Below are 26,503 nucleotides of genomic sequence, written 5' to 3'. Positions count from 1 at the left end.
ATTAACCATTATTGCTACTGGCAAAATATTCACGCGTATCTTTGCGTGATTGAGGGGTTAGCACGCGATCAAGCTCCTCATTTAACCAAGAAAGTGACTTTTTACGCAGAACGTTGCGCATACTATCTTCAGCTTCAAGCATAGTTAAGTTAATTACACAGGGAGAAGCTCGTGTGCATGCAGCATAGTCTTCATCTTGGCAGAGGTAGCTATTATTTTTGATATTTTTACATTGAAAAATAGGGGTAGCACCTTCAACAGCTTCTACTACATCCCAAAAAGAAACTTCTTCAGGAGACTTGGCTAATCTATAGCCTCCTTTGGCACCGGGGACGGAGCTTACGATACCCGCTTTTGTTAATTTGCTAAAAATCTTCGAAAGATAAGTCTCCGAAACACCTTGAAAAGCGGAGAGCTCTTTAATTCCAATGGTAGCATCAGGGGGAAGATCAATTAAATATACTAAGCAATGCAGTCCATATTCAACGCCAATACTATACTGCATGCAATCACCAGCTCTCTAAATAAAAAAGTTGTTATTAATCATCTTAGGTGGATTTAAAACCCTTGTCAAATAAGGGGATTTGGGTATTTTCATCTAAATGAGCGTTATGATTTGCAGTTGACATCCTTCAATAAAAGCATTATATTGTGGACAAGGTTAATCGGCGATAAATGTTGTCGACATTGTGTTTTGTAAAACATTATAAAATTATTGTTCACGGAGGAGATTACTATGAAGGTTAGATTAAATCATGCGACTGCAAATCCAGCTGCTTTGCAAGCGATGATGAAGCTGGAAGGGTTCATTGTAACAAGTGGTTTGGATTCAAAGCTTTATGAATTTATTAAGATCAGAGCATCGCAAATTAACGGCTGTGCTTTTTGTATAGACAAGCATACAAGGGATTTGCGGAAAATGGGCGAGACGGAGCAGCGTATTTATTTACTTAGCGCGTGGCGGGAAGCACCTTTCTATTCCGATAAAGAAAAAGCGGTGCTCGAGCTTACAGAAGCTGTAACTCGCATTTCAGAGATAGGCGTACCGCAGGATTTGTATGAGAGAGTTCGGGCACATGTGGATGAAGCAGAATATGTAACAATCATTATGGCAATCAATACGATCAATGCATGGAATCGAATCGCCATCTCCACGGGGATGTTCCCTGCAGAGGAGTAAAGTTCGGGAGGGTATTTGAGCTATAATTTTAGATTTCGGAGCGATTGAAACTAGCATAAGTGGGGCAGCAGGAGAAAGTACTTGCTGCTCCTTTTTTGTATATCCTCTTGTTTTTAGTTCTATATGGTACTATCCTATATAGTATGATAAGGATGGTGCTTATGACTAGAGAAACAAGTGGGGGGTTTTATATTTCCCAAATTAAACAGCTTAGCAGTAGAATTTTTGAAAAATTACTTAAAGAAAATGCTATCGAGGAGTTTAATGGCGCGCAAGGACGAATCTTATTTGTTCTCTGGCAGAAAGACAATTTAACCATTACAGAGCTTGGTGAGAAGACATCACTTGCAAAAACGACACTCACTAGCATGCTTGATCGAATGGGTGAGCAAGGTCATATTCAACGCAATCAACATCCAAAAGATCGAAGACAAACACTAATTACACTTACACCACAAGCTAGAGCGCTTAGTGATAACTACGATAAAGTGACAGAACAGATGAATGAAATATTTTATCAGGGATTTTCGGATAAGGAAATTGAGCAGTTCGACAACATGCTTGCTAAAGTGCTTAATAATCTAAAACATTGCGAGGAGTAATATAATGAATCCCGTTTCCTTGAAGCAAATCATGTCCCTGGTTGAAGAGGCTGGAACGATTATCGTCAGCTCTACTGATGAAAATGGCTATCCGAATACAAAGCAGATGTTCAAAAAGGTACATGAGGGGTTAACGAAATTTTGGTTTTCAACAAATACTTCCTCTATTCGTACGAGACAGTTTTTGGCGAATTCAAAGGCATGTCTCTATTTTGCGGGCAAAAACAATGGACTGATGCTGATTGGGGAAATGAAGGTATGCCGGGATAGTGAAAGCAGAGCAATGATTTGGACAGAAGGAGACGAAAAGTATTATCCACTTGGCGTAGATGACCCTGACTATTGTGTTTTCGAGTTTAATTCTATAAGCGGTAACTATTATTTCAATCTAGAAAAACACCTATTTACGATTGCGGAATTGAATAAAGTGGATAAGGAGTAAAGTGGGAGGAGCTTGTCTTAGTGCAGCTCCTCCGGACAACTTATCAGCTCTCGAATTGACGAAATCCATGCTTTTTAGCTCGCCAAGCAACAAACAGGGCAAGAATCAAGAGCACGAGGAGAGCCCATGGAAAGGTAGTACTTCCCCATTTATTCAGAAGGACTCCTCCGAATATCCCGCCGCCGGCGATAGCCGCATTCTATACCTAATGGTTGTTTGATTGTATTGTCAGCTAGCACATGTTCTTCTAAAAACAATCATATTCGTGAAATTGTCGCTGAAAAAAGAAAGCAGACTCGTAGTAATTTGCATGCTTGCATCCAGCGTGCCGTCGATGTAGGTGAAATTCCTTCGTCCTTGGATGTCTCAATGCTGACTACCGTCTTTGACACCTTCATGCATGGCATATCTACACAAGCCCGGGATGGAGTCCCTTTTGCAACGATAGATCGCGCCATCACGAAAGTAATGGGCATCTGGGAGCTGTTTAAGCGTTCAACCTAACCCGCTCAACGACAATCACCACAGAATGGAGCAGCAAGAATGGCTGAAACGAAAACGAATGCGATGCGGATGCTGGACAAGTCGAAGATTCCGTATAGCGTCATGATCTATGCTCATGACGACGGTGAGATTGACGGCGTTGCTGTAGCGAAGAAAATCGGCAAACCTGCGGAAATCGTGTTTAAGACGCTCGTCGCTCATCAAGGGGCGAGTTTGTTTGTATTTATTATCCCTGTAGCGGAAGAGCTAGATCTGAAGCTTGCGGCCAAAGCGGCGGGAGTGAAGAAGATCGAAATGCTGCCTGTTAAGGAGCTGCAACAAAAGACCGGATATATCCGTGAAGGTTGTTCGCCTTTAGGAATGAAGAAGCTATATCCAACGTTCATCGATAGGAGCGCCAAAGATTTGCCAACGATGCTTGTCAGCGCTGGCAGAATAGGTCTGCAATTGGAGATTCAGCCCGAATGTCTTGCCGAACAAGTATCAGGAAGCTTTGTGCCGATCGTTGTATGACAAATAGTTGCGACGAGAATGAATCATATTTACCGCCTAAAAACCACTTATTCAATCTTTTGAACAAGTGGTTTTGTTGTTTCAACAACAGAGCATAAAGCCTATTTATCTTTTGTGAAAATATTTGAAATTTATTCTTGAGAATGAATGATTAATATGTTAAGCTCATTATACCAACTAAACGGGTTGGTATAGTATGAAATTAAATTAAGTTTATAACAGCTAGCAGATTATAGTGAGATAATAATTCAATTTAAGGGAGAGAAATAACAATGGCAGAAGAAAGAAAGCTCAGCTTGGATACGTTAGCCGTACATGCAGGTCAAGAAGTAGATCCAACAACGGGATCAAGAGCAGTACCGCTTTACCAAACGACTTCCTACGTCTTCAAAGATACAGAGCATGCAGCTGATTTGTTTGCACTCAAGCAATTCGGAAATATCTATACAAGGCTGATGAACCCGACAACCGATGTATTCGAGAAGAGAATTGCAGCATTAGAAGGAGCACCAGCCGCATTGGCTACGGCTTCCGGGCAATCGGCAATTACTTACTCGATTCTTAATATTGCTGGTGTCGGTGATGAAATTATTTCAGCAACGAGTCTTTATGGCGGCACTTATAATTTATTTTCGACAACGTTGCCAAGGCTTGGCATTCAAGTGAGGTTCGTAGATCCGCAGGATCCGGAGAACTTCCGTAAAGCGATTAACGAGAAAACCAAAGCAATATATGCAGAGACGATCGGTAACCCTAAGGGAGATGTACTTGATATTGCCGCAGTCGCGAAAATTGCCCATGAGAACGGCATACCGCTTATTGTCGACAACACATTGCCGAGCCCATACTTAAGTAGACCAATTGAACATGGAGCGGATATTGTCGTACATTCTGCAACCAAATTTATTGGTGGACATGGAACCTCCATCGGAGGTGTCATTGTTGACAGTGGTAACTTCGACTGGAAAGCTAATGACAAGTTCCCTGGACTGACAGAGCCAGATCCGAGCTATCACGGAGTCGTCTACACGGATGCGGTTGGTCCGCTTGCTTATATTATCAAGGCTCGGGTTCAATTGCTGCGCGACATTGGTGCTGCAATCTCACCTTTTAATTCCTTTCAGTTCCTACAAGGACTGGAAACCCTTCATCTACGGTTGGAGCGACATAGCACCAATGCGCTACAGGTTGCCAAGTATCTAGAGCAGCATGATGGGGTTGAGTGGGTTAGCTATCCTGGTCTACCAAGTCATCCGTCCTATGAGCTTGCTCAGAAATATTTGCCGAAAGGACAGGGTGCGATTGTGACCTTCGGTGTGAAGGGTGGCGCTGATGCAGGGCGTAAAGTCATTAACAGTGTAAAGCTGTTCTCGCATCTTGCTAATGTCGGAGATTCCAAGTCGCTCATTATTCATCCTGCAAGCACCACGCATAGCCAGCTTGTTGATGACGAGCTGCTCTCGACAGGTGTTAGCCCGGAATTGATTCGTTTATCAGTAGGTACAGAAGGTATTGACGATATTATCTATGATATCGATCAAGCTATTCGCGAAAGTCAAAAATAATTTACCGGTCTCTTTCTTGCATATATTTTAGAACCTAAAAGAATCCCCTCTCTGATCGCTATTTTCAGAGGGGGGATTCTTTTAAGTTGATATATAAGCTGCCACCGTGGGGACTGCGAGACTGATTTACGTGGACCGGACCGCTAATTTAACTTGCTGAGTGAACTACACATATGGGTTGGCAGACAGGTATGTGTAGTTCACTCAGTAAGTCCGGGGAGCAGAGGGGCTCGTAAAAACAGCTTGGAAAGAAGAGTTACAGTCTGGTAAGACCCTCGGTGGAATGATATCATGTTTGCTGAGGTAACCAAGGTGCTTGGACCAGAAAAAGTAGAAGCTCTTTGGACAAACAAATCGGATCTCTAACATGTGGTAACAGGAAAACGATTCATGTAGAAGTGAATTTATAGCGTTAACTATCTAATGTCTAAATAGAAAATAGGAGAAGAGGGAGAAGTTGAGTCAAGAAGAGCTTCAAGTAAAATCACCTGCGACTCCAAGAAATGAAGATAGTTTTATCCAGGGAGTGAAGGATTGTATTCCAACCTTGCTGGGGTATTTGAGTATTGGATTTGCAGCGGGTGTTTTGGAAAAAACCGCGGGTCTGAGCATCTTGGAGATCATACTTCTGAGTGCAATACTATATGCAGGCTCTGCACAGTTTATTGCAGCAGGAATGATTGCCGCAGGGAGTGCGGCAACTCCGATTATGATTACGATATTCTTTGTTAATTTGCGGCATATTCTGCTCAGTGCGGCGCTGTCGCCCTATTTTCGGCATCTTACTCCGTTTAAAAATATGCTGGTTGGCTCTCTATTGACGGATGAAACCTTTGGCGTTGCCATTAATAAAGTAGCGCGAAGAAATCAGCTCAATGAAAAATGGATGCACGGCTTAAATCTGACAGCGTATCTCAACTGGATTTTCGCGAATGTTGCAGGTGCCTATTTTGGACAATGGATTTCAGACCCGGAAAAGTTCGGACTGGATTTCGCTCTGCCTGCTATGTTCATCGGTTTGCTGATCTTGGCGATTGTTAGTCGTAAAAAAGTGAAGCTCGATGTCATTGTGGCTATTTGTGCGGTGGTCATTGCCGTGGGTGTAGCTTTTGTTTACCCAGGGAATGTGGGGGTTATTGTAGCTACCGTAGTCGCTTCTACGATTGGAATGGTGATAGAGAAATGGAAGTAAGATGGGATGTCTTTTTGATTATTATCGGCTCAGCTTTGGTGACATTTTTGCCTCGGGTATTACCTCTTATCGTATTAAGTCGGATGGAGCTCCCGGAGTGGGGAATTCGCTGGTTGAACTATGTTCCCATATCTGTCATGGCGGCATTGATCGGACAGGAGCTATTCGTGCAGGATGAGCATTTCTCTCTGCTAAATTATATTGAGCTACTGGCTGCAATCCCTACGGTTCTCATAGCTATGAAGACGAAAAGCTTGCTCGGAACGGTAGTTGCAGGGATGGTTTCGATCATGGTTTTACGTTACTTTTTTTAAAGGAAATAGACTGATTAATCTCCATTTTATATAAAAAATACCTATTTAACCAAAAACACCTCCTCTACATAGGAGGTGTTTTTGGTATGCCAAGGCAGATAACGGATTGACAAACGATTAAATCCGATATAAATTTAACTAGTAATTTAGTAAGTTAGTAAATTAGTAAATAAAAAGTGAGGTATTAAAATGTTTAGCAATCGTTATGTTCGAACTATTATCTTTTCCCGGGTTTTGCTGCAGTTAGGAATTTGGATCCGGAATTATGCCGTACTTCTTTATGTTACCGATTTGACGAATAATAATCCGGTTTATGTATCACTTATCTCTGTTGCGGAGTTCGCTCCGATCTTCTTATTCGCTCTTATTGGCGGGACCTTTGCCGACCGATGGCGTCCGAAGCGGACAATGGTATGGAGCGATCTGCTGTCTTCCTTGTCCGTTGTGGCTGTGCTGCTGGCCATTATGAACGGAGGATGGATTGCACTTCTCATTGGATCTTTTATCTCTGCAAGCCTGTCTCAGTTTTCTCAGCCTTCAGCCATGAAGCTGTACAAGCAGCATGTTCCAGTCGAGCAGCTGCAGGGTGTGATGGCGATGTCCCAAACGATTGTTGCAGTCTTTATGGTTTTGGGTCCGGTTATCGGTACGTTTATTTTCTTACAGTTTGGAATTGAGGTATCTCTAGTCCTGACTGCGGTTCTGTTCCTAGGATCTTCACTCGTATTATCGTCGCTACCCCGTGATGCGGAGCAAGTGAAATCTAACGGAGCAGGCAGCTTTATGAAGGAGTTGAAGGCTGGACTGAGCTATATCGGTTCAAATCAATCCTTAAAAACACTTAGCTTAACTTTCTCGGCTGTAGGATTGGCGTCCGGTCTCACTCAGCCGCTTCAAATATTTCTTGTCATCGAGAAATTGGGACAGGACAAACAATTTCTGCAGTGGTTGGTTATGACCAATGGGGCAGCCATGTTGATTGGTGGAATTGCCATAATGGGGATAGCCAAAAAAGTAAAGCCACAGCGATTGCTCATGTTAGGCTTGATTGTTACCGCAGTCTGTACGATAGGGATAGGCGCGTCTACGATGATTTGGCTGACAATTAGTCTTTTAATTATTAGCGGATTATTTTACCCTTGTATTCAAGGTGGAATCCAGACGCTTATTGTACGGAATACAGAAGGGGCATTTATTGGTCGGGTATCTGGGGCGATCATGCCTGTGTTTATGGGGATGATGGTCACGGGTATGTTCATTTCCGGCTATTTGAAGGATAGCCTTCCCTTGACGGTGGTGTATGCAGCGAGTGGAGGCTTGATTATTATTGGTGCGCTTTTGCTAATCCCTCTTGTCGTTGAGAAAAGGAGCAAAGCGGAAGGAGGTTCTGCATCATGACGGAGCATGGAGAAGATTTGTTATCGCCTGCAAGACAACTGAGTGATGTAGAAAAAGACCTGGTTTGGAAAAAGCCGTTATCTCATAAGATCAGCGAAGAAGAACGACGTATAAGTAAAGAAATAAAACGCAACTGGAATCGCGGAGAAATGAAAATCGCCAATATCCTATTAGAGGGTGACGCCGGTTCAGGTAAAACACAGCTAGCTAAAGCATTATCAGCTAATTTTGGATTGCCATATACGAAAGTGACTTGTTTTGCCGACATGGATAAATCAGATATTATGGGGGCTATTTTGCCAGTTATTTCATCTGAACGATCAGAACGGTTGGACTTAGTGGAAAACACTGAGGGTGAAGAGGTTGAGTATCGATTTTACCCTTCGGAAATCGTCAGAGCATATCAAAATGGGTATCTTCTAGAAATTCAGGAACCAAACGTTATTCGAGATGCCGCAGTATTAATGGCATTAAATTCCGCCTTGGAACTAGATGGCAGCATCAATCTCCCGACAGGAATCATACGCAGACACCCGGATTTTGTAGTGGTCATTACAGCTAACCGCAGTTATGTAGGGTCAAGACCGCTAAACGAAGCGCTACGTGACAGAGTTCAGCATGCAGAGAAAATGGACCTGCCAACTAAAGAAGTTATGATCGAACGTGCAATAGCGAAAATCGGTTATACGACTCAGCAGGTTTTGAACGTTTTTGCAGATACTATCATCATTCTAGACAAAACAGCTAAATCGAATGCGATTAAAGGCGTCGCAGGAATGCGTTCCTATTTCTATTGGGTAGATGCGGTTGCGGGAGGTGCTTCAGCAACCGAGTCCCTTTACCATAAAGTTATCTACAAGATCACAACCGATTCCGAAGAAATCAAAATACTTGAAGCTGCACTTAAAAGCAATGGCTTGTTAGCCAGTTTAGAGAAAGCCTCGATTGATGCGAAAAATGAAGTGAAAAATGAAGTAAAAAAAAACGAAATTATAACGATGCCATAGAGATCAGGACATGGGGAGATTTAGAAGACACCGATTCTGACAATGATAACAATGTAAAGGTAGAGGGTATCTTATTAAAAAAGTCAGCTGATAGTGACGAAAGCTCTTCCCGTGTTACTGATGATTGTACCCATATGGAAAGCTCAGATACTGGGGAAGATGGCTCTCCTCAATATCTTCAAGCAAATCCTGCTCCAATGTCGGAGGATGCGCTACAAAAGGAACGTGATCTTCGCAAAAAGCTGAATCGAGATGTTCGGAAGGTCGTGTCCGAATCCATTCATAAAGGTGTAAAGCTCATTGTTCACCGCCCGGAGTACGTTTTGGAAAGTAAGCAGGAATATGTCGACCTAAGTAAAGAGCTTATGCCTGTCGTGTGGGAAATCGCTAGAAAAACGCTTCCGCTGTTGGAGCATGAGATTTCTGCTGATTTTGCAAGGAATCAATATTATGGCACCAAATTTCAAGCAGAAAATGTGGCTTATCGGGATTATAGATATTTTGCCAAGAAACGACCTCCTACAGAATCACCGTCCCTTGTGGTCGGCCTTAGGGTTGACGAATCAGCGTCGATGGCTGCTTTTGGGAGATTGGAGGCGGCAAAGCGTGCTGTGATCGCGGTATATGAATTTTGTCAAATTTGCAATATTCCAACATTAATTTACGGCGATACTGCGGATGCTTCCAAGATGGAACAAATGTCTATCTTTGCGTATACGGACTTTGACAAAGCTGATCCCAATGATCGATTCAGGCTTATGGCGATTCGGGCGAGGAGTAATAATCGTGATGGAATGGCTCTTAGAATTATGGGGGAACGATTAGCTGTAACGCCACAACAGACAAAGCTGTTGATTAGCATAAGTGACGGACAACCCAAAGCCATGGATGACTATACGGGAAGTTATGCGATAGAAGACATGCAACAGACAATTGCCGAGTATGAACGGAAAGGAATTACATTTCTAGCGGCGGCAATTGGCCAAGACAAGGATGTAATTAGTCAAATCTATGGAAATGAGAGATTTTTGGATATTACCAATCTAAATCAGCTTCCAGCAAAGCTGGTTCAGATTATTGCTCGGTATTTGTGATTTTTATGAACATTTACTTGCCACGATAATAAGAGAAATACATGGACGATTGTAGAAGATGTGGTGCTCATCTGGAAGTTCCCGACTACATACAGCAAAGGAGGCGGATTGTGAAAACTTTTTTAATCGAGAAGGGTAAATCATTGTCGTGTAGAATAAATAAATAATACTACATAAGATTAAAATATAAGGATTCACCTATCGAGGAGGCGAATTATGGCGAATAGTAAAGCAATTCTCGCCGATATTATCAGTCATATTAAGCTCGAGCCCACGATTTTGTTTTTGGGGGATAAGTTTCGAACGGATGGCGCAGAACATTTTATTGCTCAACGCTGGGCTTGTGCATATACAACGATCCAAGACAGCGATTTAACCAGACTGTTTCAAGCAAAAGTAAAACGACGCGTGTCCGACGTAATCGCGAGCCAGGACGCAAAGCTCATTCAATATAATCATCGGGAACTTTCCCTTGTACGTATCAATGGTCTAGACGATACTTCAAAAGATGATTTAGAGCAGGAAGAGATCGCACAGGCCTTATTAGAGACACTCCCAGATTTGCTTGAAACGTATGGTCGAATCATTATCAACGGGCTTGACCCAATTACGGATAAGATGTTCATTCAGCAGCTTTATATGCAGTTGGCCAAGATTAAACGCAAAAAATTCATTTATTTTTTCGGCATATTTGAACCAGTGGGAAATCCTTATATTGCCCGTCTGGAACAAAACGGTGCCGCTGTTCTAGTCCCAGAATCTGTTGAAGATATTCTGCAAGAATTAGAGTATGATGAGGATTTCTCTGAAATCATAGATTTCGAGGAAGAAACAGGACGTTTCGCCTTTTACTCCAAAGGTGCAACGGTGCATATGGACACCGAATTAGATAATCAGCTCCTACTTAATACCGAGCCCTTTGCGCAACTGCTCGGAATTCAAACGGTAGAGCAAACGGATTTGTTTCCGCCTGAACAAACGGCTCAATACTTCCAGGCATTCCTACAGACAAGCACCATTGGGATGCCTAAGTGGTATGGATATCGCGAGAACAATTCGTTTCACTTAAAACGGTATTTCGAAGATGCACTGTATGATAAAGCCGTATTAGCATTGAAAAGTGCAGGAGACAAAAAGCGCAGCGAGAAGCCAATTATGCTTTGCGGACAAGCTTGTTCAGGCAAATCAAATGCTTTAGGCGCACTCGCTTATCGTATTTTTAAGGATGGAAATTACTCAGTCATATATATTTCCAATTCTGATGTGCTTTTTACGGAAGAGAGCGAGAAAACGAGTGAAGGCATAACGGTTAAAAAACGTTCTGAGACTTTTGAACAATTGGATGCATTATTAAAACAAATGGATACTAAGGTATTCAACCCCAACCCGACACTGATCATATGGGACACATCATGTCGGGTCCGTTCAGAACTAAATAAAGCTCGAGACTTACTAAATCTCTTGCGCAGTAGAGGACGTCGAGTACAAATCGTATGTACTGCTTATCAACGATCTGCAGATAATGATAAGAGAGAGCAGTATACTTGTATCGATATTGACATCTTATTGCGTGAAAACGAGAATGAAAAGGTTCATAATTTGTTGGTTGAAAAAGCGGGGTTTCGTCAGAAAGACGCCAAGAATATGATGAAATATTACTCTGCTGCTACCAGCTTTATCGGTTCTCTCTATCTATTTCAGGACCTGCATAAAAGCTTGCACGCAAGGTTGCGAAGAGAGAATGAAGGACATATCGAGGACGTAAGTAACCAACTGGCAAATATATCCAAAGATCTAGCGGAAGAACAACTTAATACGGTAATGCGTCAAAAATTAGTATCAATCATGGATAGACTAGGAAAAACATTGATGCTTTCACTGCCCGAATCGGCAAATGACATTAATTTGGATGCTACTAAAGACATCGAGCGCACTTTCAAGAGACTGATGTGTTGTATTGCCGTGTGTACGAATTACAAAGAAGATATGCCGCTTCCTATGGCCATACGTTTTCTTGGCGAATTCGGCATGGAGACGTCAAAAGTCATGAACATTATATTGGGAAATGCTTTGATTCGCGAGTTTGACAGCGTTGACGGCAGCGTACTACGCATTCGCAGTGAACTCGAAGCAAAAATGCTATTAAACGAATATGACGAGTGGAATACAATCGATTTAATTATTAGCATAATTAAACATTTATCTCCGGGATCAATACGCGAACAAAGGCTCATCCAGAATCTCATTCGATTAATAGGCCCAAATAATAGAGAATCCGAACGTTCCGTCTGGAAGCAGGATAAGTACTTCTCTCAATTCATGGTTCTTGTTAAAGAACTGCGCATTTACCGGGAGAAAGAGGACAAGAACACACCGTTACTTCTAACCGAAATCATGTTGACACGAGAAATATGTAGTGATCGAAGATGGGAGAAATCGGAAGATGATCGGATCACACTATTATCACAGATCCACGAGACTGCAAAAACGGAAATCAAGCGCCATCAAAGTGAAAAGATGAACCGTTTCTTGTCAAATCTCCATGTAGAATGGGCTCACCTAAGTATCCGCTTATATAGATCTGATGAGACGCTCTCGAAAGAAGAATTGTTCAAGAGTGTAAAAGAAAAAATGGAGAAAGTTATCCATTACTACCCGGAAGATAACTATGCTTATGCTGCCTATCTTTGGGCGGGTGTGCATTATGTGAAGAGTCTTAGTGATGCCGACGAGAAAATGGAACTGCTGGAAGGCTTCTATCATTATATCGATTTGATGTCTTATGGTGATAAACGCGACGAAAATATTCTGGGAGAGCTCGATGCGTTGGCCGATAGTTTGAATATGAATGAGGATCGCTTTAAACAGAGCGTTCAAGAAGGAAGATCTCATGGCATCTATTTCCGCGCACGCGGGCTTATCGGAAGTGGGGAAAACAGTCTCAATTTCAAAGAGTCATTGGATAAAAATTCCAAAAGCAAATGCAAAGAAATTATTGACCTTATGGAGCATGCGGATTATTATCCGATCGTATTAGAAAAAGCTGCTTGCTTGCATATACTTATCAATGCCAAATGGCTATATGCCAACAGTAGCCCAATTATTCCATTGGACGAAGAAAACGTACGGACTCATATGAATAACACCATGTGGGAACAAATGTATGATCTCTGCATGCGGTACCTTGAGCTCAGCGTCATTCGTCCCCCCCATATCGTATACTTGCTTGCACTTTGCTGCGCACAGCTTGAAGATCACAGAGGTCAAGAGTGTGACGCACTTTTTGAGGAATTGAGGAGGGGGACATCCTATGAAAAACGTCGCTTGCATATTTTGTGTGGTAAGGAAGGACATCCAATACCGTTCACAGGTAGGATCGACGGCAGATACGACCGCAGGCATAATCGAGGCTGGGTCAACTTAAAGCATGCCGGCTTTATTGAACCGGTGTATTTTCGCGCTGAATTAATTGGTCGCCGAGAAGGCGATCTTACAGAACGGGAGTTATTAACTGGACTCAATATTGCGACCTCCTTCAGCGGGCTTCAAGCGTGCTTATTATAAGGAGGGGTGAATATGCTGACAGTAGATCTCTTTACGAACATTAGTGTCAATCTGGTAAACCAAACATGTCGCGAGCTCCATCCAACACTCTTGTTGGCTGAGGCTTATCATCCCAAGCCTGTTCATAGTCTGGCAAATTCAGAGCTACGTTTGTGGTCAGCTGTTACGAATATGTACGGACTGTTTTACGACTGTATGCCCTACATATTCAGGGTACATAATAAATATCAATATAAGGCGTATGATAACCAGACTCGGAGCTTGTTGTCCATTATGCTTGATAACGGTGCGATATCTAGAAACGATTTCAGAAATATCGGCAATTACTCTAAGGCTTTGACCGAACTGCGCGGTATTTACTGTCATAATAAACCGCCGGAAACTATTGCCATAGCCAAATTAAGAGACGGATTCGGTTCTTTCGATTGGAGTCTCTACCATCATAATCGTAATTCAGCAACAGAGACATTTGATTTTGATGCGGCTTTTAATCATTTTTCATCCGTAACTTCAGAAATAATGCATGGTTTAGTATCTGGAATACAGGTTCTCATTTCAAAAAAAGATGCAAGTATTATCACTGAATGGCATAAAGCACTTATCGGTTGGTATTTGCAGGCGGACGAAATTAGGTTCAGAAGTATTAATACTTTACGGAGTGTTCACGGAAGGCAATTTTCGCCTAGGGAAATCATCGATCAAAAACTTAAGGTAGACTTACGAAATGGACAACATTATTTCCGATGCGGGCTATCCGTACTAGATCTGTTTCATGAAGTAGTCGATCGAATGGACACATTTCCATCTCTTGCACATCCTCATGAAGTATGGAATATAGTCTTGGAAGATATCTTATTATAAATACAGCACGGAATAATACAAAGGCCCGCACCTTATTGGTACGGGCCTTTTACACAAAATCACCGCAACCACATCACTGATATCCGCCATCTCAGCAGAATGGAGGTATTAAGCACAGTAGTAGATTCGATAGCTGCTGTTTAAAGGCCAACGCGGTAAAGTGATAAAATATACTTTAGAAATTGAAACGCATGTTTGTAACACAAGGCAATTTAGTTAGAAAATTGTCGAGTATTAAGAATATATACTGATTACCGATCGGAATGCAATTTGATGGTGATTGAACAATGGAGGTGTTTGCGGATAGTCGTTGAATAACGGAATAAATTGGTTTGAAACTTTATGCAAATATAATCTATAATTCCATATTTTATACTAAAAAAACTTGAAAATACAGCTCTTTTGGCGAGAACTAAGAGCAAATAAATCAGGAGCACATTTAGAAGCGATTGGTTATAATACCAATTAAGTGCCCTGTAGGTTGGAATTAATCAAGTGAACTCCATAAAAGGCTTATCCGATGTCTGTATTAATGAGCTTATTCAAGGCATTACATATTAAAACCAAGATCTTAGATCAAACTGCTTTAGTTTATCAGAAATCGGAGGCATCGAATACATAAAATTCGCGATGAGGGTCAAGCCATTGATTTGACCGAGGCTGTTCGACTTATTTTAGACAGATACATATATTTCCTATGATTGGGGTCATGTAAGGGAATGGACATAACGAATACACCAACGATATAAGAAATCTCTACAAGAATATTCATACTTATAAAAATATGATTGAAAAGAGGACAGATATGAAATTATTTATTGAGATGTTTAGACGTTATATGGATAGCCCAAAAACGGAATATGCGTTACATTTAGATGGTTCATGGGGAAGTGGTAAAACTTATTTTGTGAAAAATGAAATTCGTGTTTTTCTCGAAGAGAATTACCCAAGTTATCAGTTAGTCTATATCTCATTAAATGGAATAAAAGATACAAATGAAATCGGGGAAAATGTCTTCCTTCAGATACTTTCCCCATCCGCTGCCAAAGGCTACATTTTTGTGAGGGGCGCAATAAATTTATTCAAAAACTTTATCCCTATTGGTAGCCCATCGGAAATTGATGTTACTAATGTTGATAGCAAAATACAAGACCTAATAAATAAGAGAGAGTCCGGTAATATATTCTTATGTATTGATGATTTGGAGAGAACAGATCCAGCCATATCGATTGAAAATATCCTTGGCTATATAAACTCTAATTTTATTGAGCACAATCATGTGAAAACTCTTTTCATTTCTAATTCAGAAGAAATTAGGGATCACGAAGCGTTTACTAAGTTAAAGGAAAAGGTTATTGGGAGAACAATTAAATTTCAAGTTGAAAACTTGGCAGTAATATATGAACTGATCAAAACGAATTACCCGTTATTGTATCCATTTTTTGAAGAAAACAAAGAATCTATGACAGCAATCTTCGCAACTATTGAAAACATCAACTTACGGACAATTAAGTTTGTATTTGGAATAATGGCAGAGATTTTTGAAACTATTGAAAATGAGGAATTAACAAATGATGTAAGGATGAGTTTATTCGCATGTATTCTTGTTATCGGAATTGAATATAAAATTGGTACAATAAAGTCAATCAAAGAAGCAGAAGATAATCTTAATCGATATAATCTGTTTTTCAAAAGTAAGCAAACAGAAAGTAGATTTCTAAGTAGTAAAATCGCAATTAAAGATTTTTTTTCATATTTTCAATCAATAGCTCAATTTATTATTACAGGAGACCTTAATAGTTCTAAACTTTTTGATGAAATTGGACAAAAATATCGAAAAGAAAATGAGCCGGATATACATTTTAGAATTGTCGAAAATTATTATAACTTCGAAGTAGAAGAGGTAAATAATGGTGTAAATAGAGTGATATCTTCATTGAAAGAAGGTTACTATAATCCATTACAACATCCTTATATGTATATGGTCTTAAAAGAAGTAATAACAAATGTAAATTATGATTTAGAAGAGGATTTATTTGAAGTTATTAGAGAAGGGCTCTTGCTATCAATAGAAAGTAAAATTGACACAATTACTCTCGATAGCGAACATATAGTTAACAGATATTTTTCAAATATAACAGATGAGAAAAGTCTAGAACTTATAGAAATTATTCGAGGGCTTGTTAAGCAACACGAAGTTTTCATGACTAGAAATAAGGTGAATGAGTTTATTCAAGCACTGGTTGATTTTGAAAATATCGAACTTATCAAACATATCAATTCGTTTAGTAGCTCGAAAAATTTATTTATGAACTTGATTAATGAAAATTTTCAGGAGCAGCTAATAAAAATGAAAAATAAAAGTATAAAGCTATTTATAACAGTTCTTAATGAAATGTATTTAAGAATTTCCAATGCTTCAGATTATTACTTTGTAGAAATTCCTTACATGACAATCTTTAAAGAAGAGCTAAAAAGATTACTGATAGGAATTCACGGTGATTTAGATGTCTTGAAAAGGACACTTATCTCGGAACTGGTTAATGAAATAGAAAAAATTATCAATCATGTTGACAACGATAATAAGGAGCCAGTAAACAGTAGTACCATTTGTTAAGTAACTCAAGTTGTTTTCCTCGTGAATTACGGTTTTTGGATGGGAAACTAATTAGAATTCGGGAGAATGGCATGACTCAATAAGCCTAGATTCCAGCAACGCAAGCTTAAGGCTGGTTGCCTTTTTATCCGATATTAAAAATATCGTGAACAAATGTTCGTTAAGTTATAGGAGTGTGGAGTATAAACCGGTGTAGGAAGAAAAGAACAACCGAAATAAGTCCGCGTAAATCGCGGGCTTATTTTGTGTCCAATCTCGCCAGGCTTCAACGAAAGGCTCAATTCGGAGCGATATGATTTCGCTGCTGATTTATAATTTACTTTGCAATTTTCTACGGTTTGGTATTACTATAGTCCTCAAAGCTATTAGGGGGAATAGGATATGAAACTACTTCATTTGATTCGATCGAGATTGCATTACAAAATGATCATTATCTATTCTCTACTGACACTAGCGCCTTTAATTGTTGTAAGCGCTACCTTTCATTTTAACTCTAAACGCATTCTTGAGAATAACGAGGACCAATCTTTTAAACAAACGTTTTCCGAAACTTCCGATAAGATCGATGGTGTGTTAAAGGCATTTGCGAGGCAGGCTTCCGGCATCGGTGATAACCGCTTGGTATACACGCTGTTGCGCAATGCTGCTTCTCCGGATAAATATCCGTTAATGCCTTCTGAACAGTCTTCGCTGGAAGAGGGCGTCGAACAAATGCTGCAGATCGAATTGGAAGATATGAAGCGCAGTATTGGGGATTTTGCGAATTCAATCCATCTCTATGATGGAGAAGGTAAACATTATTCCGCAGGGTCCAATCAAGATGTTCAATACTATGAAGCGCTTACTATTATGCCATTCGAAAAGCAAGGAGTTCCCGAATGGGCTTTCTTTGTTGATCACCAACGGATGGTTTGCAATATGCAGCTTATAGATACCGTAACGGGGACGCATCTCGGACTATTGGTTATTCTATTAGATGCGGATAAGGTAAGGGCGTTATTCGGTACTTATCCGGAAGGTTCCTTTTTTATTACGAACGCTAACAACATAGTCATGTCCTCAGATAATTCTGAAGCAATTGGGCAGCTTCTTTCAATGGCAGAGAAGAGCACGACGATTACTACGGAAAGAAAGTCCAAAGGGACTGACTTCAAATATGTTAGCCGTATTCCCATTTCGGAAGCTAGTGAGGGTATTCGTAAGTTAGCTGTATTTTCTGTCGTGATTACGTTGGTTTCATGGATTGCTGTCATGGTCATCACTTATTACGTGCTCCGGAGAATCACAAGTCCGTTAACGACCTTAAGTCGTTTAATGCGCAAGGCGGAAAAAGAAAATTATCAGCTGATCGAAAACTTCGGATCACATGATGAGATTGCGCTGCTTTGTAATAGTTTCAATCAAATGATCATGGAGACGAGGGACTTGATTCAGAAAGTGTATAAGGCCGAGCTGATTCAGAAGGAAGCTCAGCTAACGGCAATTCGGACTTACTTTAATCCGCATTTTTTACATAACACGCTTGAGTATATAAGCATACTGGCCAAATCAAAGGAGAAAATCGATTTAATTCCCAATCTCGTCAAGAACCTTTCCAGCATATTTCGTTTTTCGATCGCACCGGGAGAAGCTTTCGTATCTCTGGAAGTAGAAGTCAAATTCGCTCAGATTTACTTGCAAATCCATCAATACCGATTCGAGGATCGTTTTGAATACAATCTGGACATTCCGGATCACTTGAAGCAGGTAAGCGTTCCTAAGCTTATCCTTCAGCCCATTATAGAAAATGCCTTTATCCATGGCATCGATCATATTCGCCAGAAAGGGCGAATCGATATTCGTGCGTACGAAAGTAAGTTTAATCTCGTTATTGAGGTTGAGGATAATGGCCGGTCGGACGGGGCGGGTTCGGTTAGTACGAAAGGGATGGGGTCTGGATTAAATAGTATCGAATCGAGGATTAAACTCCATTATGGGGATCGTTATGGACTTGAGAAGCTGCAAGGTGCTCAGGGGATGATCATTCGGCTTCATTTGCCGATTTTATTGAATGATTTTGAAGAGAAATCTCTAGAAAAGGAAGACGACAGCATATGAATATATTCGTGGTAGATGACGAAAAAGCAGTTCGGGACTATATCGTTTCCCTTCCAGAATGGGAGCAGTTGGGCTGTAAAATCATAGGACAGGCCGCTGATGGATTGGAAGCCTATGAAGCCTTAATAGAGATGAGGGAACGAATCCCCGACATCCTGATATCCGATATTCGTATGCCGGTCATGGACGGAATAGAGCTGTCGAGGCGCGTTCTGGAGATATTTCCAGACATTAAAGTGATATTCCTAACGGCCTATAGCGAATTTAACTATGCCAAGCAGGCAGTAAAGCTTGGAGTATCGGATTTTATCACCAAGCCCTTTCACGAAAGCGAGCTTCTGGACAGTGTCAAGTGGATTAAAGAGCATAGGCTGGATCGTCAGAACGCGGAGTTGATCCGACAGGAGGAATGGATTCAGACGCTTCTAAGCTCAGATTTGTCGGAGCAATCCAAGTCTGAAGCTCTTGGTCAGCCGGAACTACTAATGAAATCGGCAGTGTTCCTGTCTATTGAAATCGACAATGTGGATTTTCTGGATTATACGGGGAAACCCTTCTCCAAGCTCACGCTGCGGGAAAAAATATTCGAGGTTATGTCCTTCTGTCCTTTTCCTTATTGGTCGGCTTTATCACAGAGCGGAGTTTATTTGATCCTATTTATCCCTTTTTCGCATCCTAACGACGAAACGGCACATGAAGCTATGGATGTTGCCCGTCGGATACTAGAGACAAGCAATGGATCATTAGGCTTTAGCGTTTCTATAGGAGTAAGCGATCGCTTGAACTCCATCCTGGAGCTAAGAAGAGGGCTTGAAGAAGCAAAGAGCTGCTTGGATTATCGGATGCTGATTGGCCGTAAATCGATTATTGCTTTTCCAGCCATGAAATCTCTACAGGAACAAAAGCAGGCGCAAAAGGAAATTAACCATATGGAATTAGTGGAGGTTCTGCGCAAAGGGGAAGCCGAGCTTATCCCAGACTATCTGAAAAACATGAATAGAACCTTTCTGCTGGAGGGTCTGAACAAAAAACGGATACAAGAGGAATGCATGGAAATGGTCACCGTGGCAGGTAAAACTTTGCTTGCGTTCGGCTTACAGCCTAGCCCGGAAGAGACGCTGGCCGTTCGCAAAAGCGTTTTGTCCTTTACAATTCTCTCCGATTTGATGCAGTACATGGAACAATTTCTGGAACAAACCGTAGCGGTTATTGGGTCTGTCAAGCATAAAACGTCCGTAAATTTAATCGATCATGTCACGAAATTTATTGAGCATCGGTACATGGATGACATTACTTTGCAAATATTGGCTGAAGAGCTGTTTATTAATTACTCGTACTTAAGCAGGCTTATCAAGAAGGAAACCGGTCAAAATTTCAGAGACTTGTTATGGGCGTATCGCGTTGAAATGGCAAAGATCAAGCTCTCGACGACAAGTCTTAAGCACTACGAGGTTGCCTATGCGGTAGGATTTAAGGACCCTGCTCATTTTAGTCAATTATTCAAGAAATTAACGGGCAAAAGCCCGGGAGAATATAAAGCATAAAGAAAAATGCAGAACAGGAATTGAAAAATACACACATGTCGATTGACGGCAGGTTCGTTTAGGCTAGTAATTAGGAAAGCGCTTCAACTTAAACAAGAGAGCGCTTCTCCATAAAAAGAAACTTTGTGGGAGGGTACACCGTGAGAAAAAGAATGACTCTACTTATGTCCATAACGCTATTGATGGCAATGACGTTATCGGCATGCGGAGGAAACGGAAATGGAAATGAAGCTCAAAGCCCGAAAGCGTCAGACAATAGCGGATCTGTCGAGAGTGCTGGTAGCGCTTCGAATGACAATGCCTTTACGATTCGTATCGGTACTTGGTTTATCGATGATCGCCCGTACATGCAAGAGTTCAAAGCGAATATCGAGAAAGCTTACAAAGCGAAATATCCTAACGGTACGATCCAATGGGACATTACGCTCGGTGACACTTATTCCGACAAATTAAAGGCGGAGTTAGCGTCGGATACGGCACCGGATGTTTTCTTCCATCAAGGACAAACCGCAAAATTCGGCGAAGTCGGATATTTGGCGGATTTAACAGGCGAGCCATGGACCGAGAAGCTAAATCCGGGGACGAAGAGCTCATATCTATACAAAGATATCGTCTATTCCTTGCCGATGGGCGTTGCCTCTAGCGGAATTTGGTATAACAAGAAAATTTTCGGCGATCTAGGAATCCAAGTGCCAAAATCTTGGTCGGAGCTAGAGAAGGCTTTCTCCACGATTAAAGCGTCAGGCATTACTCCAGTATCTGCTGGCTTTAAGGACATTTGGACAGCTCAAATGACCTTTAATCTCTGGATGCAGCCCTATGGTAACGAGAGCAGTCAAACCTACGGCAAAGATTTGTACGAAGGCAAGAAGACGTTAGAAGGACCTGAAGTTCAAGCGGTCATGACTCATTTGCAAGACATGGTAGATAAGGGGTACTTAAACAAGACCGCGCTTAGTATTGATTGGCCGCAATCCGCGGAGTTGTTCACTTCAGGGAAAGCAGCAATGATCGTACAAGGTCCTTGGATGCCTGGAACGGCTAAGGAAAATTTCGAAACCAAAGGACATACTGCATTTGATCTCGGTTACTTTCCGTTCACGACGGATAAAGGATATGCCAAATTGTCAATCGGGATCGACCAATCTCTTTCCATCAATTCCAAGACGAAGCTACTGCAGCAAGCGAAGGATTTGGTCAACATCATTGCCAGTCCTGAAGTCTATGGGCCCTTTAACGTAGGAGGCGGGACGGTTCCGGCTATCCAAGGAATGCAATTGAATTACCCGGACCCTGCATTGAATGATTTAATGAAAGTTGTTGAAGAAACGGATGCAGGTATGGGATATGAATCTTACTTACCTGCTTCCGCGATGACGTCGCTTGTGGAGACTTTCACGAAAGTGGCATCCGGAATTAAGTTTAATCCTAAAGACTTGGCTGAAGCACAGAAAAAGCTCGAAAAAGATAAAGGGACGGTCATCGTTCCAGCGGAGTAAAACTATTATATTCGAATTCGACCGGCCGGCTGAATAGACGGCCGGTCGAATATTAAGCAGGTGAAGAGATTGAATAATCGAACTCGCGAGTGGTGGACCGGATTTTTTTTCATCGTTCCAGCAACGATATTGTTTATCGCATTTGTTTATTACCCGTTTATTCAAAGCATTTTTTACTCGTTCACGGAGTGGGATTCCATTCGTCCGGCTAAATATATCGGATTGGATAATTACACGTTTCTTCTTGAGGACTCCAAGATGATTAATGCTGCGAAGAATACGCTTCTAATTACGATCTTCGGGTTAGCGATACAGAACCCGCTTTCGTTGTTGCTGGCTGTCCTGCTGAATCGATCGTTCCGCACCCGGGCATTTTTGCGAACGGCATTTTATTTGCCGGTTGTTGTTAGTCTCGTCGTTACTTCGATCGTATGGGGTAGCATTTTACAGTACGACGGATTGCTTAATGGCTTGCTTGATAAGATCGGATTGGCGGAATGGGGCCGTGATTGGCTGGGTAACTCGCATACCGTATTTCCGACGATAATTGCTTTAACTCAGTGGCAGGGGCTTGGTTACAGCGCGGTTATTTATTTGGCGGGGCTCCAATCGATTCCTCAAGAGCTGTATGAGGCTGCGAAAATTGACGGGGCAAGTGCGCGTAGACGTTTTTTTCATGTCACGCTTCCGTTGTTAATGCCAGCAATTACGATCGTCGTTTTCTTGACTATCGTTGGGGGCCTTAAACTGTTTGATATCCCTTATGTCATGACAGGCGGCGGACCCGGTTCATCCTCTTATACGCTAACGCTTGCGATTTATAATGCTGCATTCCGTGAGAATACTTACGGTTACGCAATCGCAGCCGGAATCGTCCTTATGATTTTCATTATGATCGTCACGCTCATACAGCTTAGAATAACGCGTCGTAGAGAGGTGGAGATTTAATGAACACACTCTTATCAAAGCGGAAAGATCGTGTTGGTTTGGCATCGGAAGTCCTATTATTACTAGTTGCTTTGCTTTTTCTATATCCAATTCTCTACCTTGTTCTAGCTAGTTTCAAGGAGCCGGGCCAATTCTATAATCCTCTAGCTTGGCCTGATTCTCTTTATTTAGGACATTACGAAAAAGCCTTTCAAAAAGTAAACGTATGGTCGGGCTTTATGAATACGTTTGCCATTAGCGCGGGTTCAATCGGTCTCATTATTATCGTCTCATCCATGGCGGGATATGTCATTGCTCGAATGCCGCACAAGTTCTTTCAATTTTTGTTCTACTTCTTCATATCGGGAATGGTTATCCCTCTTCAAACGGGAATGATTCCGATCTTTAAGATGGGCGTCGCGTTACATCTTATTGATACGCGCTCTTTTATGATTCTATTGTATACGGCAGGCGCAATCCCGATGGCTACTTTTATGTACTCGGGGTTTACGAAGTCCGTACCGCGAGAAATAGAAGAATCTGCTTCCCTAGACGGATATGGCAAATTCCGTACGTTCTGGTTAATTATTTTCCCCTTATTGCTGCCGGCAACGGGAACTCTGATTATGCTTAATATTTACGGAATATGGAACGATCTATTCGGGCCCTTGCTCTACTTAAAGGATCCGGCGAAAATGACGCTCATGGCGCAGGTCGTTCAATTCAAAGCGAATAACCAATCGATCGATTACGGTCCGATTTTTGCGCTATGCGTAATGGCGACGCTGCCTTTGATTATTTTATTTTTCTTTACGCAGAAGTACATGATGAAGGGGCTCATCATCGGTTCGGTTAAAGGCTGAGGTGAACGCGCGTTAATGAGGGGGAGGAGCGAGAAATGCATCGGTTCGGCTTAAGTGATTTGCGTTGCGAATACAGGGTAAACCCTGTTGGAATAGGCGTTCGTATCCCGAGGTTCAGTTGGAAGCTAACGGGGACAGGGCGAGGCATTAAACAATCGAACTACCAAATACAAGTATCAGATGGTGATCCGCTATTTCAGTCTTTGACGTGGGATAGCGGACAAGTCCAATCAGATCAATCTGTTCATATCCAATATGAAGGAAAGCCTCTCAAATCCCGTACAGTTTATCACTATCGCGTACGCGTTTGGGATTCGCAAGGTCGCGAGAGCGATTGGATAGCGGCGCTGTGGGAGACGGGTATTATGGATTCCGCCGAATGGACAGCACAATGGATAACCTGCGACCTTGAAAGGAACAATCGCTCGCCGGAAGCTTCCCAGATGCTTCGAAAGACATTCGAAGCTGGTGAAAGTCTTCTATCCGCGCGCATTTACGCAACGGCTTTGGGGATATATGAATTGGAATTGAACGGAGAACGTCTGAACGAGAACAAGTTTTCTCCTGGTTGGACCAGCTATCACAAACGGCTTCAAACGCAAACCTTCGACGTAACTGATACCGTTCGAAGAGGCAAGAACGCGATTGGAATTATGTTAGCGGATGGTTGGTATAAGGGGAGAATCGGCGGGCACCCGAACAATTTCTATGGCGATCAAAGAGCGGCACTGCTTGAGCTGCACCTGATATATGAAGACGGGAAGCAAGAAGTCATCATAACGGACGATAGCTGGAGGGTTGACACCGGACCCATTCTTATGGCTTCGATCTATGATGGAGAAACGTATGACGCCCGGTTGGAGAAAGATGGATGGAGCTCATCCTCTTATGAGGATAGCAATTGGCTTCCTGTTTCTATCTTGGATCATGGTATGCAGATGCTGATTCCTCAGGAGAACGTACCGACCAGAGTGATGAGAGAATTGAAGCCCATCGCTTTGCTTCGTACTCCGGCTGGAGAAGATATTCTCGATTTCGGCCAGAACATGGTTGGCTGGGTTTCTTATTCGGTGAAGGCACCGGAAGGCACGATCATTGAATTGGCACATTCCGAAGTATTGGATCGGGATGGTAATCTCTATACGGATAATTTGCGTTCGGCGAAGCAAACAACTCGATATGTGTGCAGAGGAGGTGTAATCGAGTATTACGAGCCAAGGTTTTCGTTCCAAGGATTTCGATACGTTAAAGTGACCGGTTATCCGGGTGAAATGTCCCTCGAAGCTTTTACAGCACACGTGATTTATTCCGCATTGGACGAGACAGGAGTTTTCGAATGCTCGGATGAGTCGATCAACAAGCTGCAGAGCAATATCGTTTGGGGGCAAAGAGGAAATTTTCTCGAATTGCCTACGGATTGCCCGCAACGTGATGAAAGGCTTGGTTATACGGGCGATGCGCAAGTATTCATTAGGACAGCAGCTTTTAATATGGACGTCGCCTCGTTCTTTACGAAGTGGCTTAGGGATTTGAAAGCGGATCAGCTTCCGAACGGAGGCGTTTCGAACACGGTACCCGATACGTTGCCTGGATGGGATTTACATTCGGCAGCGGGCTGGGGAGATGCCGCCGTTATTTGTCCTTGGACGCTGTATCTATGTTATGGGGACAAGCGTTTGTTGGAAGAGCAATATGACAGCATGAGGTTATGGGTAGAATTCATTCGGAACTTGGGAGATCATGAGTTTCTGTGGAACAGCGGATTTCAGTTCGGCGATTGGCTCGCGCTTGATGCTCCCGCAGGAAGCTACGCGGGCGCGACTCCGAAGGATTTCATAGCAACTGCGTTCTATGCCCATTCTACGGATTTGCTGGTTAGAGCCGCACAGGTTCTAGGATATGAAGAGGATGTCGCGAAATACACGGAGCTACGCAAGAAAGTTGTGGAACATTTCAACCTTGAGTTCGTCTCTAAGAACGGCAGGCTTGTTTCTCCGACCCAGACAGCGCACGTGCTAGCCCTCAGCTTTGGTTTAGTTGAAGATACCGTCCGAACGAGGGTCGAACAAAGCTTAATCGAGCTGCTAGAGCAATCGGATAATAAGCTCACAACCGGTTTCTTGGGCACTCCTTACCTTTGTTCGACTTTAACGGACATCGGTCGAATCGACTTGGCTTACAAGCTGGCGCTTTCCAGAGATTTTCCCTCATGGCTCTATTCAGTTGAACAAGGGGCAACGACCATTTGGGAGCATTGGGACGGTCAGAATGCGGACGGGTCGTTCTGGAGCGCGGATATGAATTCATTCAATCATTACGCTTTCGGTGCAATCGGAGACTGGTTCTACAGGGTAGTATCGGGCATAGATACGGACGCGGAAAAGTCGGGGTTCAAGCATACACGCATTCGTCCTAGACCAGGTGAAGGTTTAAATTATGCGTGGGCATCCTTTCAATCCATGTATGGGGAAATCCTGTCGTTATGGAGAATAGAGGATGGAATGATGAATATTCAAATCATTTTGGCTCCCAATACGACCGGTACGGTCATTTTGCCCAATTGCCATCAGGAAGAAGTGACAGAAGGGGGAATTCGGCTTGCCGAAACGGAAGGGGTACGGCAGGTAATAGCTCAAGATAAGGACCTACGGTTGGAGTTGGATTCAGGCTCTTATCAGTTTCAATATGCGTGGCACTTATAAACTGCAGGCTTAATCGAG

Annotated in this window: 21 protein-coding genes; 20 read left to right on the top strand and 1 reads right to left on the bottom strand. The window is 42.2% G+C overall.

The annotated features are described in order from the left end of the window. Position 1 precedes the first annotated feature (1 nt). Positions 2–505, bottom strand: coding sequence for an RrF2 family transcriptional regulator (locus KCTCHS21_RS16580; protein ID WP_130610559.1), 504 nt, complete (start codon positions 503–505; stop codon positions 2–4). A gap of 231 nt (positions 506–736) precedes the next feature. Here KCTCHS21_RS16580 and KCTCHS21_RS16575 point away from each other — a divergent pair, with 231 nt between their 5' ends. The 20 genes from KCTCHS21_RS16575 (at position 737) to KCTCHS21_RS16475 (ending at position 26,485) form a co-directional block, all read left to right on the top strand. Beyond that, positions 737–1,180, top strand: coding sequence for a carboxymuconolactone decarboxylase family protein (locus KCTCHS21_RS16575; RefSeq protein ID WP_130610555.1), 444 nt, complete (start codon positions 737–739; stop codon positions 1,178–1,180). Between the two features lie 161 nt (positions 1,181–1,341). Beyond that, positions 1,342–1,782, top strand: coding sequence for a MarR family transcriptional regulator (locus tag KCTCHS21_RS16570; protein ID WP_130610552.1), 441 nt, complete (start codon positions 1,342–1,344; stop codon positions 1,780–1,782). 4 nt (positions 1,783–1,786) lie between these two features. Further along, complete coding sequence (locus KCTCHS21_RS16565; RefSeq protein WP_130610547.1) at positions 1,787–2,224, top strand: pyridoxamine 5'-phosphate oxidase family protein; 438 nt, start codon at positions 1,787–1,789, stop codon at positions 2,222–2,224. 201 nt (positions 2,225–2,425) lie between these two features. After that, positions 2,426–2,728 carry a TetR family transcriptional regulator C-terminal domain-containing protein gene (locus KCTCHS21_RS16560; protein WP_408621808.1) on the top strand — a complete coding sequence of 101 codons (303 nt, stop codon included), beginning with the start codon at positions 2,426–2,428 and terminating at the stop codon, positions 2,726–2,728. 39 nt (positions 2,729–2,767) lie between these two features. After that, the gene (gene ybaK, locus KCTCHS21_RS16555) at positions 2,768–3,241 is read left to right on the top strand and encodes a Cys-tRNA(Pro) deacylase (RefSeq protein ID WP_130610541.1); all 474 of its coding nucleotides are present in this window, start codon (positions 2,768–2,770) and stop codon (positions 3,239–3,241) included. 272 nt (positions 3,242–3,513) lie between these two features. Beyond that, positions 3,514–4,806, top strand: coding sequence for a homocysteine synthase (locus KCTCHS21_RS16550; protein WP_130610538.1), 1,293 nt, complete (start codon positions 3,514–3,516; stop codon positions 4,804–4,806). A gap of 457 nt (positions 4,807–5,263) precedes the next feature. Next, on the top strand, positions 5,264–5,998 hold the full coding sequence (locus KCTCHS21_RS16540) for an AzlC family ABC transporter permease (RefSeq protein ID WP_130610536.1): 735 nt from the start codon (positions 5,264–5,266) through the stop codon (positions 5,996–5,998). Beyond that, positions 5,989–6,312 (top strand): AzlD domain-containing protein, encoded by a 324-nt coding sequence (locus KCTCHS21_RS16535; protein ID WP_130610533.1) that lies wholly within the window; start codon positions 5,989–5,991, stop codon positions 6,310–6,312. The genes KCTCHS21_RS16540 and KCTCHS21_RS16535 overlap by 10 nt, the downstream gene beginning before the upstream one ends. 189 nt (positions 6,313–6,501) lie before the next feature. Further along, positions 6,502–7,710: an MFS transporter gene (locus tag KCTCHS21_RS16530; protein ID WP_130610530.1), complete on the top strand. Its 1,209-nt coding sequence runs from the start codon at positions 6,502–6,504 to the stop codon at positions 7,708–7,710. Continuing rightward, the gene (locus tag KCTCHS21_RS16525; protein ID WP_130610527.1) at positions 7,707–8,717 is read left to right on the top strand and encodes an AAA family ATPase; all 1,011 of its coding nucleotides are present in this window, start codon (positions 7,707–7,709) and stop codon (positions 8,715–8,717) included. Before KCTCHS21_RS16530 ends, KCTCHS21_RS16525 begins: the two co-directional genes overlap by 4 nt. A gap of 134 nt (positions 8,718–8,851) precedes the next feature. Continuing rightward, positions 8,852–9,811, top strand: a complete 960-nt coding sequence (locus KCTCHS21_RS16520) for a vWA domain-containing protein (protein ID WP_130610524.1) — start codon at positions 8,852–8,854, stop codon at positions 9,809–9,811. A gap of 216 nt (positions 9,812–10,027) precedes the next feature. Then, on the top strand, positions 10,028–13,375 hold the full coding sequence (locus KCTCHS21_RS16515) for a hypothetical protein (RefSeq protein ID WP_130610521.1): 3,348 nt from the start codon (positions 10,028–10,030) through the stop codon (positions 13,373–13,375). 12 nt (positions 13,376–13,387) lie between these two features. Beyond that, positions 13,388–14,236: a hypothetical protein gene (locus KCTCHS21_RS16510; protein ID WP_130610518.1), complete on the top strand. Its 849-nt coding sequence runs from the start codon at positions 13,388–13,390 to the stop codon at positions 14,234–14,236. 805 nt (positions 14,237–15,041) lie between these two features. Then, positions 15,042–16,853 carry a P-loop NTPase fold protein gene (locus KCTCHS21_RS16505; protein WP_157994064.1) on the top strand — a complete coding sequence of 604 codons (1,812 nt, stop codon included), beginning with the start codon at positions 15,042–15,044 and terminating at the stop codon, positions 16,851–16,853. A gap of 381 nt (positions 16,854–17,234) precedes the next feature. After that, positions 17,235–18,950 carry a sensor histidine kinase gene (locus KCTCHS21_RS16500; protein WP_130610512.1) on the top strand — a complete coding sequence of 572 codons (1,716 nt, stop codon included), beginning with the start codon at positions 17,235–17,237 and terminating at the stop codon, positions 18,948–18,950. After that, on the top strand, positions 18,947–20,494 hold the full coding sequence (locus KCTCHS21_RS16495; RefSeq protein ID WP_130610509.1) for a response regulator: 1,548 nt from the start codon (positions 18,947–18,949) through the stop codon (positions 20,492–20,494). Before KCTCHS21_RS16500 ends, KCTCHS21_RS16495 begins: the two co-directional genes overlap by 4 nt. Before the next feature lie 140 nt (positions 20,495–20,634). Then, entirely contained in the window at positions 20,635–21,993 is a 1,359-nt protein-coding gene (locus KCTCHS21_RS16490) for an ABC transporter substrate-binding protein (RefSeq protein WP_130610506.1), read from the top strand. A 69-nt stretch (positions 21,994–22,062) separates the two neighbouring features. Then, positions 22,063–22,941, top strand: coding sequence for a carbohydrate ABC transporter permease (locus tag KCTCHS21_RS16485; protein ID WP_130610503.1), 879 nt, complete (start codon positions 22,063–22,065; stop codon positions 22,939–22,941). Then, complete coding sequence (locus tag KCTCHS21_RS16480; protein WP_130610500.1) at positions 22,941–23,783, top strand: carbohydrate ABC transporter permease; 843 nt, start codon at positions 22,941–22,943, stop codon at positions 23,781–23,783. Before KCTCHS21_RS16485 ends, KCTCHS21_RS16480 begins: the two co-directional genes overlap by 1 nt. A 35-nt stretch (positions 23,784–23,818) precedes the next feature. Continuing rightward, entirely contained in the window at positions 23,819–26,485 is a 2,667-nt protein-coding gene (locus tag KCTCHS21_RS16475) for an alpha-L-rhamnosidase (RefSeq protein WP_130610497.1), read from the top strand. The last annotated feature ends 18 nt before the right edge of the window (positions 26,486–26,503 follow it).

Origin of the sequence: Cohnella abietis (assembly GCF_004295585.1) — a bacterium.
Classification (GTDB): domain Bacteria; phylum Bacillota; class Bacilli; order Paenibacillales; family Paenibacillaceae; genus Cohnella; species Cohnella abietis.
Note: the sequence above shows the minus strand (reverse complement) of the source record. Positions and strands in the feature narration are given on the sequence as shown.

What these genes read in the sequence shown, in the direction of transcription:
- KCTCHS21_RS16580 (WP_130610559.1), bottom strand. Translation starts at nt 505, where the DNA reads ATGCAGTATAGTATTGGCGTTGAATATGGACTGCATTGCTTAGTATAT.
- KCTCHS21_RS16575 (WP_130610555.1), top strand. Translation starts at nt 737, where the DNA reads ATGAAGGTTAGATTAAATCATGCGACTGCAAATCCAGCTGCTTTGCAA.
- KCTCHS21_RS16570 (WP_130610552.1), top strand. Translation starts at nt 1,342, where the DNA reads ATGACTAGAGAAACAAGTGGGGGGTTTTATATTTCCCAAATTAAACAG.
- KCTCHS21_RS16565 (WP_130610547.1), top strand. Translation starts at nt 1,787, where the DNA reads ATGAATCCCGTTTCCTTGAAGCAAATCATGTCCCTGGTTGAAGAGGCT.
- ybaK (WP_130610541.1), top strand. Translation starts at nt 2,768, where the DNA reads ATGGCTGAAACGAAAACGAATGCGATGCGGATGCTGGACAAGTCGAAG.
- KCTCHS21_RS16550 (WP_130610538.1), top strand. Translation starts at nt 3,514, where the DNA reads ATGGCAGAAGAAAGAAAGCTCAGCTTGGATACGTTAGCCGTACATGCA.
- KCTCHS21_RS16535 (WP_130610533.1), top strand. Translation starts at nt 5,989, where the DNA reads ATGGAAGTAAGATGGGATGTCTTTTTGATTATTATCGGCTCAGCTTTG.
- KCTCHS21_RS16530 (WP_130610530.1), top strand. Translation starts at nt 6,502, where the DNA reads ATGTTTAGCAATCGTTATGTTCGAACTATTATCTTTTCCCGGGTTTTG.
- KCTCHS21_RS16525 (WP_130610527.1), top strand. Translation starts at nt 7,707, where the DNA reads ATGACGGAGCATGGAGAAGATTTGTTATCGCCTGCAAGACAACTGAGT.
- KCTCHS21_RS16520 (WP_130610524.1), top strand. Translation starts at nt 8,852, where the DNA reads ATGGAAAGCTCAGATACTGGGGAAGATGGCTCTCCTCAATATCTTCAA.
- KCTCHS21_RS16515 (WP_130610521.1), top strand. Translation starts at nt 10,028, where the DNA reads ATGGCGAATAGTAAAGCAATTCTCGCCGATATTATCAGTCATATTAAG.
- KCTCHS21_RS16510 (WP_130610518.1), top strand. Translation starts at nt 13,388, where the DNA reads ATGCTGACAGTAGATCTCTTTACGAACATTAGTGTCAATCTGGTAAAC.
- KCTCHS21_RS16505 (WP_157994064.1), top strand. Translation starts at nt 15,042, where the DNA reads ATGAAATTATTTATTGAGATGTTTAGACGTTATATGGATAGCCCAAAA.
- KCTCHS21_RS16500 (WP_130610512.1), top strand. Translation starts at nt 17,235, where the DNA reads ATGAAACTACTTCATTTGATTCGATCGAGATTGCATTACAAAATGATC.
- KCTCHS21_RS16495 (WP_130610509.1), top strand. Translation starts at nt 18,947, where the DNA reads ATGAATATATTCGTGGTAGATGACGAAAAAGCAGTTCGGGACTATATC.
- KCTCHS21_RS16480 (WP_130610500.1), top strand. Translation starts at nt 22,941, where the DNA reads ATGAACACACTCTTATCAAAGCGGAAAGATCGTGTTGGTTTGGCATCG.
- KCTCHS21_RS16475 (WP_130610497.1), top strand. Translation starts at nt 23,819, where the DNA reads ATGCATCGGTTCGGCTTAAGTGATTTGCGTTGCGAATACAGGGTAAAC.